Genomic DNA, 9,892 nt, shown 5'->3' on the forward strand with positions numbered 1-9,892 from the left:
ATCCCCTTGTTGGGGATAGGGCATTTCCTGTTGGTTTTTTGTCATTGATTCAGTAATTTTTATTAACTAACTATTGACAAATGACCAATGAATATTAACAAATTACGAAAAGTTAGAAAAAATGGGGTAAAAGTGGCAATCATGAGGAAAATTATTAAAAAGTATTACAGGAAGCATCAGAATATGAACGTAATGTCGCAAAATATTTGCGGAAGGTTGCTGAGTCTGAAATCAGGGATGCTTTGCTTTACCTGAGAAAAGATTGAAGTTTACTAAACCTGCTTCTCAGAATAGACTTAATTAAGCTATCGAGTTTTAGGTTTCGTTAAAAGTCACTTAGCTACTCGGTTGCCAACGCCAGTTTCAACATCCTGGTTAGATCATTTCTTTTTGGAGGATTCCGTTAATGAGTATCGTCACGAAATCCATCGTGAATGCTGATGCTGAGGCCCGCTATCTCAGCCCTGGTGAATTGGATCGGATCAAGAGCTTTGTAACAAGCGGTGAACGTCGTCTCCGTATTGCTCAAACTCTGAGCGAATCCCGCGATCGCATTGTTAAGCAAGCTGGCGACCAACTGTTCCAAAAGCGTCCTGATGTTGTTTCTCCTGGTGGCAATGCCTACGGTGAAGAAATGACCGCTACTTGCCTGCGTGACCTCGACTACTACCTCCGTCTAGTTACTTACGGAATCGTAGCTGGCGATGTAACTCCTATCGAAGAAATCGGTTTGGTAGGTGTTCGTGAAATGTACAACTCTTTGGGTACCCCAATTCCTGCGGTAGCTGAAGGTGTTCGCGGTTTGAAGAATGTTGCTGCCTCTCTGCTGTCTGGTGAAGATGCTGCTGAAGCTGGCGCTTACTTCGATTACGTGATTGGTGCTATGCAGTAGAACTTGCTTCTACTCTAAGCATTTTCCAGATTTAGGATTTCTCTTGTTAGGTGACTTGAAGGAAGCAAACAAATGCAAGACGCGATTACATCTGTTATTAACTCCTCTGACGTTCAAGGTAAGTATTTAGATACTGGCGCTTTGGAAAAGCTGAAAAGCTACTTCAACACTGGCGAATTGCGGGTACGTGCTGCTACCACCATCAGCGCTAATGCAGCTGCCATTGTTAAAGAAGCAGTAGCTAAGTCTCTGTTGTACTCTGATATCACTCGTCCTGGTGGCAATATGTACACCACCCGTCGCTATGCTGCTTGCATCCGCGACCTAGACTACTACCTCCGCTATGCTACCTACGCAATGTTGGCTGGCGACCCCTCCATTTTGGACGAGCGCGTTCTGAATGGCTTGAAGGAAACCTACAACTCCTTGGGTGTACCTGTTTCTGCTACCGTGCAAGCTATCCAAGCAATTAAGGAAGTAGCAGCCAGCTTGGTTGGCGCTGACGCTGGTAAAGAAATTGGCGTTTACTTAGACTACATCAGCTCTGGCTTGAGCTAATTGCTTCTGGAGCCATTGAAGACGAAGGTTTAATAACTCTGTCTTCTATGTAAGCATGGTCTGGGAAGTCAGGAGTCAATGCTAGGGCGCTAAAGACTTATCTAAGTAAATTGATGAGTTTTGGCGGCTAGTATTTACTCTTGAGTCCCAGACCTTGGTTTATCAAGACCCAAAAGTTTGTTTCCTAAAGTAGGAGAATAAAAAGTCATGCGGATGTTTAAGATTACTGCTTGTGTTCCTAGCCAAACCAGAATTCGTACTCAGAGAGAATTACAAAACACCTACTTCACTAAATTGGTTCCCTACGATAACTGGTTTCGTGAACAACAAAGAATTATGAAAATGGGTGGCAAAATCGTCAAGGTTGAATTGGCAACTGGCAAACAGGGTACAAATACAGGTTTGCTATAATTTTTGGCAAAAGGTTTGACGAAAATCCTTTTAAAGTTGGCTATTCTGATGCGGTAATAGCAATTTTCATGAATGCCGTCTTTCATCTCTTGGCTTTTAGTCATAAGATGAAAGACGGCAAAGTTTTAATGTTAGTCAAGTGAAGCTACGCCTACTAATTCCGTTTTTAGATAATTCTGTAGATGAATGGGCTACGTTGGCTCGTTTGCTGCGCTGGTTGACTTTCCTGTGGCTATTTATAGGATTGGTGATTTTATTTTCGGCTTCTTATTCTATTGCTGATGCTGGTTATGGGGATGGATTATACTATTTTAAGCGACAAATCGCTTGGGTTTTGGTGGGTTTGGTGGTGTTTAATTTGGTTGTCCACTCACCTTTACGTTATATTGTAGCGATCGCTGATTGGGCAGTACTGCTACTGTTGGCTTTAATCTTTATTACAGTTATTCCGGGAGTGGGAACAACAATTAATGGGGCGACTCGTTGGTTAGTGATTGGTGGTATTCCGATTCAACCTTCAGAGTTGATTAAGCCTTTCCTGGTGCTTCAGAGTGCCAGAGTATTCAGTAAATGGGAACAGCTAAATTTTCGAGTTCGCCTGACATGGCTATGTATTTTCGGCTTTGTACTGTTGGGGATTTTGTTACAACCTAACTTAAGTACAACAGCATTTTGCGGCATTACTATTTGGTTAATAGCTTTGGCTGCGGGTTTGCCATATATTCAGTTGGGGGCTACAGCTTTAGGTGGATTTCTGTTAGCTACACTGAGTATTAGCCTGCGAGAATATCAGCAAAAACGGGTGATGATGTTTTTAAATCCTTGGGTCGATCCTTTGGGAGATGGTTATCAGTTAGTACAAAGTTTGTTGGCTATTGGTTCTGGGGGAATCTGGGGAACTGGGTTTGGTTTGTCCCAGCAAAAGTTATTTTATTTACCAATTCAATATACTGATTTTATTTTTGCTGTTTATGCGGAAGAGTTTGGTTTTATTGGTTGTATAGTGTTGTTTGGATTTTTGTTTGTTTATGGAACTCTGGCGTTACTTGTGGCGCAAAGGGCACAAAAGATTGTGCATCGATTAGTGGCGATCGGTGCCATGATTTTAATGGTAGGACAGTCTTTGATGAATATTGGTGTGGCAACGGGGGCTTTACCTACTACTGGTTTACCTTTTCCTTTGTTTAGTTACGGTGGTAATTCGATGATTGCCAGTTTATTAGCTGCTGGTTTATTAATTCGGGTTGCTAGAGAAAGTAGTGAAGCTGAAGTTGTGTCTTTAGCAGAACGCCGTCGTCCTCAGAGAGATAGAGGGGCAGAGGGTTCCAGGGGCAAAGGGGCAAGGGGGAGAATAGTAAGTTTAAATCGATCGGATTTCAAATCTAAACTCTAAAATTTCCCAGTCCCTAGTACCCAATCAATGAGGATCGCAACGAATTTCGATTAAGAAACCATCGGGATCGTAAAAGTAAATTCCTCTGCCTGTGGGACGAGACACTGGGCCATGATCGATTTGAATTTGATGTTGTTTTAGGACTTCGACTGCGGTATCAAATAATTTGGGGTCGATGTCGAATGCTAAGTGATTGGCGCGAGTAAATTGCTGTGTGGGGTCGGGGTTTGCTGGTGTAAGTTCTGGTTCCCAAAATAAGTCTAAAACTGTACCGTCGGGAGTGACAAAGTTAGCAACTTTTCCCTTAGCAACTAAGTCAACTAAAGTTTCGGGGATTTCATCACCTGTGAGTTCGTGAAGTCCCAGGATATCGCCGTAAAAATGGCGTGATGCTTGCATATCTCGGACGTTTAATGCGATGTGATGAACTCGGCGCAAGCTACCAGGAACTAATGCTGCGTTAAGAGATTGGGGAGTAGTTTGCATGATGGGTATTGGGGACTGGAGACTAGGGAGTGGGAATTATTGCGATCGCAATGATTTAGTTAAGTTTTTAATATATTTGATTCTATTTTATCAACAAAATCAGCTACTACTTTGACAAATTCTGCGGTTGATTCGTAGGGCAAAACATTGCGACCTGAGATAAAAACAGTTTCACCTTTTGGTAGATGTTTTATGTAAGCTTGACTGCGTTGTATTGGTGTTTCCTTAGTACCAGATTTACTAATGCTAGAAATTTTTTCTCCTAAAACCACCAGAGTTGGTTGGTTGATTTTAGTAATTGCTTGTTCATAACCTTGTTGCCAAAATCTAGCTAAAAATGCAAAGACTGCATAGCGACTCGCCATATTTCTCGATCCCAATTTCAGCATATTTAACCATTCAGTATCTACCTGTTCTTCTTCAGCAAATAACTGGCGAGTTGAGAAAGAACGTAAGAATTTTTCTCCTCTGGCATAACGGTAAAAACCATTACCTAAAGGAGAGTTTAGCAAGTTCCAAGTTAATTTTTGTTGCCAATGTTCGGCTTTTTTGGTAATTACAGGCCAAGCTGGAGGGCCAGATAATATGATTCCTTTTATTAAATGAGATATACTGAGTTTTCTTATGAGTGCGATCGCCACCGGAAACAAAGCACCTTGCACTACTAAAATTACAGGTCTTCTCAAAATAAGTAAAAAGTCTTGCAACTGTTCCGCCCAATCATTAGGAGTATAAGCCAAACGAGGCATACTACTTTCCCCACATCCTAATAAATCGGGATTGTAAATTAAATTTTCTCTCCCAAGGTGATACCATTTTTCATAAAATCGCTGCCAAAAATGGCGCGATAATCCTACACCAATGGGATGAATTAATAATAACGCAATCTTTTGATTATTCTCTACGTCTATTGGTGTATGAACTTCGTAGGCGCAACGGTAATTATTCCATGTATAAAATTGCGTGGGTGAGGTTTTGAAATTATGAAAATTCCCAGGATAACCTGTTGTCATGGTAATTTATTGATATTTTTACTAAAACCAGTTATTTAAATATACTATAGCAACCAAGAAATAAAATTAAAACTCGCTGTAAGTTACAATATAATAAGGTTAAATATTGCCATTGCTGTTACCCCTATGCTGGAAACACTACAAACCTATCTTTATCAATTAGGACAATATGCCGATAACCTCGTACAAACTCAACTTTTGCAACTTAGTTGGTTGAGTGTGGCGATTATTTTTGCTGCTGGGTTACTCACCAGTTTAACACCTTGTATGCTTTCAATGTTGCCGATTACTATTGGTTATATTGGTGGTTATGAAGCTAAAAGTCGCTTAGAAGCTGCTGCACAATCTACTTGGTTTTCTTTGGGATTAGCTACTACATTAGCAGGTTTGGGAATTGTTGCTGCTTTTGTTGGTCAAGTATACGGTAAGGTTGGTATTGGGTTGCCAATTATTGTTAGCATTATTGCCATTATTATGGGGTTAAATTTATTAGAAGCTTTACCTTTACGCTTCCCTTCTTTTAGTGGGATAGATGTGATTTCTAAAGATGTGCCTCATGGGGTACGTTCTTATTTATTAGGCTTAACTTTTGGTTTAGTTGCGTCCCCTTGTAGTACTCCGGTGTTAGCAACATTGTTGGCTTGGGTGGCAGCGACAAAAGATTTAATTTTAGGGGCAATATTGTTACTCTCCTATACGGCTGGATATGTGACTCCTTTGATTTTAGCGGGGACTTTTACAGCGTCAATCAAAAAGTTGCTGGAATTGCGTCGTTGGTCTAGTTGGATTAATCCGGTCAGTGGGGCGTTGTTAGTAGGATTTGGAGTTTTTTCTCTATTGTCGCGAATTCCTGGGGTAATTTGGTGAACCGATTATGCGATAATTTTATTTACCAGTTCTAGGATGGGTGAAATTTTCTTTTTTTGAACCACTCCAGGTACAGAGAGTGCAGAGAAAGAGTTTAGAGAGGTTGATTTCACAAATGAATTGGGATTGTTATCTTAAGGTAAATCCAAAATCCAAAATCGAATGACTGTTACGAATTCGGAAAACCCATTTAATAAAGTGCAAAAGTTCTGGCGGGGTGAATTACTACCTTTGTTGGCGGATTTGCGTTTGGCAATTTTGCTGCTGTTGGCGATCGCACTTTTCAGCATCAGCGGTACAGTAATCGAACAAGGTCAATCCGTCCAATTTTATCAAGCTAACTATCCCGAACATCCAGCTTTATTTGGCTTTCTCACTTGGAAAGTTATTGTAATTATCGGCTTAGATCATGTATATCGAACTTGGTGGTTTTTATCCCTATTAATTTTATTTGGTTCTAGTCTCACTGCTTGTACTTTTACTCGGCAATTTCCCGCCTTAAAAGCAGCTAGAAATTGGAAATTTTATGAGCAACCTCGGCAATTTGAGAAATTAGCTTTGAGTACCGAATTAGAGAAGAGTTACTTTAATTCTCTATTGCCAGAATTACAAAAGCGAAGTTACCTGATCTTTCAAGAAGGCAATTCTTTATATGCGCGGAAAGGTATAGCCGGACGCATCGGCCCGATTATTGTTCATGCTAGTATGCTAATAATTTTAGCCGGGTCAATTTGGGGCGGAATTACCGGATTTGTTGCCCAAGAAATGGTTCCCAGTGGGCAAACTTTTCAAGTAAAAAATATAGTAGATGCTGGGCCGTTAGCAGCAACAAAAATTACTAGAGATTGGGCAGTCAAAGTTAACCGTTTTTGGATTGATTACACACCAGAAGGCGGAATTGACCAATTTTATTCTGATTTATCAGTTGTAGATAAACAAGGTACAGAAGTCGATCGCCAAACCATTTACGTCAACAAACCTCTGCGTTATCAAGGTTTGACTTTCTATCAAACAGACTGGGGAATTTCCGCAGTGAAATTTCAATTTAATAACAGCCCAGTTTTTCAAATACCAATGGCGCAACTAGACACCAATGGTAAAGGCAGAATTTGGGGAACTTGGATTCCCACAAAACCTGATTTAAGTGAAGGTGTTTCCTTAGTTACTAAAGATTTGCAGGGAACTTTATTAATTTATGATACCACTGGCAAACTAATATCAACTGTCCGTACTGGAATGGCTACGGAAGTCAACGGTGTAAAACTAAAAATTTTAGAAGTTATCGGTAGTAGTGGATTACAAATTAAAGCAGACCCAGGTATTCCCATAGTTTACGCTGGCTTTGGTTTGCTGATGTTGGGTGTGATTATGAGTTATATTTCTCACTCCCAAATTTGGGCTTTAGAAAAAGATGGTAAGTTGTATATTGGTGGAAGAACCAATCGCGCCCAAGTTGCTTTTGAACGAGAATTTATAGAGGTTTTGCAGAAATTACAAACATCTTCTCCCCAGATCGGTGCAGCTGAAACTCTAGTTTAATCCGAATTGCAATCCGTCAAACTTGATAATAACTTCAATAATAAAAAATATAATTGCTGTTGTTCTTTGTCATCCAAAACTGAAAGCAACTGACGTTCATTTTCTAGGTACTTGGGAATAATTTCATCAACTAATTCTTGTCCTGTTGTTGTTAGTTGCACTAACCAGCGTCGCCTATCTCCGACTACAGCTTGACGTTTTACTAAACCCCTTTCTTCCAAGCGATCGACTCGATTAGTAATTGAAGCCGGAGTTACTAACACAAATTGGGCAATTTGGGTTAAAGTCATGCCTTCGGGTGGTGCAGAACACCGCAGGGTAGCTAGTAAACCGAATGTAGCAGCATTTAAATCGTATTTAGAGAAGAGTTTTTCCGTGACTTTTTCCTCTTCCAAGGCAGTGCGGCGAATGGCTAAAACAGTTATCATTGACCAAGGATCGATATCAGGTCGTGTTTTTTGCCAATCCCGTTGAATCTGTGCCAAAATCTCTACGTTATTCATCGCTGCATTCACTCAGTTGTGCCTACAACTTATTTTAATATCTAAATATCTAGCAACTAAGTATCAGCCAAAGAATCACGTTGATGGCGTACTTCAATTACTGTATGCACATTTCCGCGTGGTGCAAAATCTCCTTTAACAGTGGCTTCTAAAGGATCGCAGGCAGCAACAAAATCATCTAAAATTTGATTAATTGATTCTTCGTGGGAAATGTAGCGATCGCGAAAACTGTTAATATAAAGCTTCAAAGATTTCAACTCCACAACTTTTTCATTTGGTACATAAGTCAGGTAAATTGTGGCGAAATCCGGGTAGCCTGAAAACGGACATTTACAAGTAAACTCAGGCAAACTAATATTAACATCATAGCGTCTGCCAATGCGGGGATTTGGGAAAGTAATTAACTGTCCTTCAGCAATTAAACGTTCCCCATACTTAATTTCTGAACTTGACTCTAATTCAAAATTAGGCTGATTAAAAGATTGAGTTGTCATAGATAAATTACTGCTTAAAAACCTCTTTGATCTTCTTCCCAATCAGGGCAACTTTCCCCTTCACAACCGTAAGGGTGCATTCCACAAACTAAAAGATTACCGCCATAAAGTTGACCATGAAAATGACGACACCCCCTACAAGCCGGATGAAAATCTGCTGAAGGTTCTACCCAATCAGTTATCGGCCAATCACTTTCAAAATGAATCTCATCAAAATCTAGAAAACCTGGTTCAAATACATCTGTGAAAAACTGCTCTAACTCAACATTAATATTACCTTGTAATTGATTAACGAATTCTTCTGGATTTTTTGCAAAAGCATCAAAAGCTTCTACAAAAGCGTCCGATGCTTCAAAGACAACTTGTGAAACTTCGTCAAGAACTTCATCAAGAAATTTTTCTACTTCATCAACCACTGTTTCTAACATAGTAAACCAATTTTTTTGCCAATCTTCCATAGTTCTTATGTTGAGCTTGCTTTCAAAACTTATTTTTGCAGCAAGCAGACAAAGTTAATAATTTAAACTCAATCATACACAATTATTCTTGCTTAAGGCGACGCAACTCTTCTTGTAGCTGCATAACTTGATCTCGCAAAGTATCTACATTTTGCCCCTCTGCTTTAACAGGTAAATCATCATCTGAGGAAATTTCTATGGGGCGCGGTTCAGAACGATTATTATTACTAGGATTAATTGGTTGCTGTTGAGCGCGGTTTACCATTTCATCTACTAAGCGTTTAGCTTCCTCTGTGGTAATTTCGCCCTTGGCAACCATTTCATCTGCCAACTTCTGAGCTTGTTCTCTTAATTCTGCTAATTTTTCACTTGCTGACTGAGCGGCAGAAGCAGCTACCCCAACTCCCAGGTAAAACGCTTTCTTAACCAGATCTCCTAAACCAGCCATAACTTATGAATGTTCTCAAAAATAGGGCGACCCGGAGTCTACGCCTATCACAAGCATCTCGTATTGCTGCTACCTTCCGGTCCTGACAAGATTTGAGCGTTGTAATCGCATAGGTCCAGGTCTGATACCAGGATAGCACGTTTGGGAAAGTTTTGAGTTTTGAGTTAATACATTTCTCCTTGTCCCCTTGTCCCCTTGTCCCTGGAATCCTTACTGAGTGACCAACTCTTGCTTGTCGGTGGCAGTTCTTTGCGTACCTAATTGAATTAGTTCCACTTTGTAACCATCGGGGTCTTGCACAAAAGCAATAACGGTGGAACCATGTTTCATTGGCCCTGGTTCGCGGACTACTTTGCCACCTTGAGCTTTAATTTCTGCACAAGTAGCGTAAATGTCATCAACTCCGATCGCAATATGACCGTAAGCATCACCCAGATTGTACTGCTCAACTCCCCAGTTATAAGTTAATTCCAAAACTGTGTGATCGGACTCATCACCATAACCGACAAAAGCTAAAGTAAACTTACCGTCTGGATAATCTTTCTGCCTTAACAACTTCATCCCCAGAACTTCGGTGTAGAATTTTAGCGATTCTTCCAAGTTGCCAACGCGCAACATCGTGTGTAGTAGCCGCATGATTAACTCCAAATTTATCGATTTTAGATTTTAGATTTTAGATTGGCTTTTTTCATCTCCCCTGTCCTCTGGGAATGGGTACTGGGGACCGCCATCGACTGGGGACTGGGGAGGTAGGGAGAGTAGAAGAAATAGTTAGTTAAATTATTTTCCCTCCATCCCCCCATCTCCCCATCTCCCCATCTCCCCTGCCT

Annotated in this window: 13 protein-coding genes and 1 other RNA gene; 6 read left to right on the plus strand and 8 right to left on the minus strand. The window is 40.4% G+C overall.

Features of this window, described 5'->3' with window-relative positions; genetic code table 11:
• Positions 1-406: 406 nt before the first annotated feature.
• The 4 genes from apcA (at position 407) to IQ264_RS29255 (ending at position 3,254) form a co-directional block, all read left to right on the plus strand.
• On the plus strand, positions 407-892 hold the full coding sequence (gene apcA, locus IQ264_RS29240; RefSeq protein WP_193985645.1) for an allophycocyanin subunit alpha: 486 nt from the start codon (positions 407-409) through the stop codon (positions 890-892).
• Positions 893-964: 72 nt separating this feature from the next.
• Complete coding sequence (apcB, locus tag IQ264_RS29245) at positions 965-1,450, plus strand: allophycocyanin subunit beta (RefSeq protein WP_193985647.1); 486 nt, start codon at positions 965-967, stop codon at positions 1,448-1,450.
• 207 nt (positions 1,451-1,657) lie between these two features.
• Positions 1,658-1,861 carry a phycobilisome linker polypeptide gene (locus IQ264_RS29250; protein ID WP_193985649.1) on the plus strand — a complete coding sequence of 68 codons (204 nt, stop codon included), beginning with the start codon at positions 1,658-1,660 and terminating at the stop codon, positions 1,859-1,861.
• A gap of 139 nt (positions 1,862-2,000) precedes the next feature.
• Positions 2,001-3,254 carry an FtsW/RodA/SpoVE family cell cycle protein gene (locus tag IQ264_RS29255; protein WP_193985651.1) on the plus strand — a complete coding sequence of 418 codons (1,254 nt, stop codon included), beginning with the start codon at positions 2,001-2,003 and terminating at the stop codon, positions 3,252-3,254.
• A gap of 24 nt (positions 3,255-3,278) precedes the next feature.
• Here IQ264_RS29255 and IQ264_RS29260 read toward each other — a convergent pair whose 3' ends face one another.
• Both IQ264_RS29260 and IQ264_RS29265 read right to left on the minus strand, forming a co-directional pair.
• The gene (locus IQ264_RS29260) at positions 3,279-3,740 is read right to left on the minus strand and encodes a VOC family protein (RefSeq protein ID WP_193985654.1); all 462 of its coding nucleotides are present in this window, start codon (positions 3,738-3,740) and stop codon (positions 3,279-3,281) included.
• 59 nt (positions 3,741-3,799) lie between these two features.
• Positions 3,800-4,753, minus strand: coding sequence for an alpha/beta fold hydrolase (locus IQ264_RS29265; RefSeq protein ID WP_193985656.1), 954 nt, complete (start codon positions 4,751-4,753; stop codon positions 3,800-3,802).
• A gap of 126 nt (positions 4,754-4,879) precedes the next feature.
• On the opposite strand from IQ264_RS29265, the gene IQ264_RS29270 reads away from it, so the two are divergent.
• Both IQ264_RS29270 and IQ264_RS29275 read left to right on the plus strand, forming a co-directional pair.
• The gene (locus tag IQ264_RS29270; RefSeq protein WP_193985658.1) at positions 4,880-5,620 is read left to right on the plus strand and encodes a cytochrome c biogenesis protein CcdA; all 741 of its coding nucleotides are present in this window, start codon (positions 4,880-4,882) and stop codon (positions 5,618-5,620) included.
• 162 nt (positions 5,621-5,782) lie between these two features.
• Positions 5,783-7,159, plus strand: a complete 1,377-nt coding sequence (locus IQ264_RS29275) for a cytochrome c biogenesis protein (protein ID WP_193985661.1) — start codon at positions 5,783-5,785, stop codon at positions 7,157-7,159.
• Here IQ264_RS29275 and IQ264_RS29280 read toward each other — a convergent pair.
• From IQ264_RS29280 to gloA, 6 genes are all read right to left on the minus strand, one after another.
• Positions 7,156-7,662 carry a MarR family winged helix-turn-helix transcriptional regulator gene (locus IQ264_RS29280; protein ID WP_193985663.1) on the minus strand — a complete coding sequence of 169 codons (507 nt, stop codon included), beginning with the start codon at positions 7,660-7,662 and terminating at the stop codon, positions 7,156-7,158. The two genes, IQ264_RS29275 and IQ264_RS29280, sit on opposite strands and share 4 nt — an antisense overlap.
• Before the next feature lie 56 nt (positions 7,663-7,718).
• Positions 7,719-8,156 (minus strand): preQ(1) synthase, encoded by a 438-nt coding sequence (gene queF / locus IQ264_RS29285; RefSeq protein ID WP_193985665.1) that lies wholly within the window; start codon positions 8,154-8,156, stop codon positions 7,719-7,721.
• 14 nt (positions 8,157-8,170) lie between these two features.
• Positions 8,171-8,614 (minus strand): hypothetical protein, encoded by a 444-nt coding sequence (locus tag IQ264_RS29290; protein WP_193985667.1) that lies wholly within the window; start codon positions 8,612-8,614, stop codon positions 8,171-8,173.
• A gap of 82 nt (positions 8,615-8,696) precedes the next feature.
• The gene (locus IQ264_RS29295) at positions 8,697-9,062 is read right to left on the minus strand and encodes a phasin family protein (RefSeq protein ID WP_193985670.1); all 366 of its coding nucleotides are present in this window, start codon (positions 9,060-9,062) and stop codon (positions 8,697-8,699) included.
• A 25-nt stretch (positions 9,063-9,087) separates the two neighbouring features.
• Positions 9,088-9,184, minus strand: an RNA gene (ffs, locus tag IQ264_RS29300) — signal recognition particle sRNA small type.
• Positions 9,185-9,272: 88 nt separating this feature from the next.
• Positions 9,273-9,698 (minus strand): lactoylglutathione lyase, encoded by a 426-nt coding sequence (gene gloA / locus IQ264_RS29305; protein WP_193985672.1) that lies wholly within the window; start codon positions 9,696-9,698, stop codon positions 9,273-9,275.
• Between the last annotated feature and the right edge of the window lie 194 nt (positions 9,699-9,892).

The organism is [Phormidium] sp. LEGE 05292 (assembly GCF_015207735.1).
GTDB lineage: Bacteria > Cyanobacteriota > Cyanobacteriia > Cyanobacteriales > Aerosakkonemataceae > Floridanema.

Excerpts from the sequence above, each read along its gene's own strand:
- apcA (WP_193985645.1), top strand. The coding sequence starts at position 407 with ATGAGTATCGTCACGAAATCCATCGTGAATGCTGATGCTGAGGCCCGC.
- apcB (WP_193985647.1), top strand. The coding sequence starts at position 965 with ATGCAAGACGCGATTACATCTGTTATTAACTCCTCTGACGTTCAAGGT.
- IQ264_RS29250 (WP_193985649.1), top strand. The coding sequence starts at position 1,658 with ATGCGGATGTTTAAGATTACTGCTTGTGTTCCTAGCCAAACCAGAATT.
- IQ264_RS29260 (WP_193985654.1), bottom strand. The coding sequence starts at position 3,740 with ATGCAAACTACTCCCCAATCTCTTAACGCAGCATTAGTTCCTGGTAGC.
- IQ264_RS29265 (WP_193985656.1), bottom strand. The coding sequence starts at position 4,753 with ATGACAACAGGTTATCCTGGGAATTTTCATAATTTCAAAACCTCACCC.
- IQ264_RS29270 (WP_193985658.1), top strand. The coding sequence starts at position 4,880 with ATGCTGGAAACACTACAAACCTATCTTTATCAATTAGGACAATATGCC.
- IQ264_RS29275 (WP_193985661.1), top strand. The coding sequence starts at position 5,783 with ATGACTGTTACGAATTCGGAAAACCCATTTAATAAAGTGCAAAAGTTC.
- IQ264_RS29280 (WP_193985663.1), bottom strand. The coding sequence starts at position 7,662 with ATGAATAACGTAGAGATTTTGGCACAGATTCAACGGGATTGGCAAAAA.
- queF (WP_193985665.1), bottom strand. The coding sequence starts at position 8,156 with ATGACAACTCAATCTTTTAATCAGCCTAATTTTGAATTAGAGTCAAGT.
- IQ264_RS29290 (WP_193985667.1), bottom strand. The coding sequence starts at position 8,614 with ATGGAAGATTGGCAAAAAAATTGGTTTACTATGTTAGAAACAGTGGTT.
- IQ264_RS29295 (WP_193985670.1), bottom strand. The coding sequence starts at position 9,062 with ATGGCTGGTTTAGGAGATCTGGTTAAGAAAGCGTTTTACCTGGGAGTT.
- gloA (WP_193985672.1), bottom strand. The coding sequence starts at position 9,698 with ATGCGGCTACTACACACGATGTTGCGCGTTGGCAACTTGGAAGAATCG.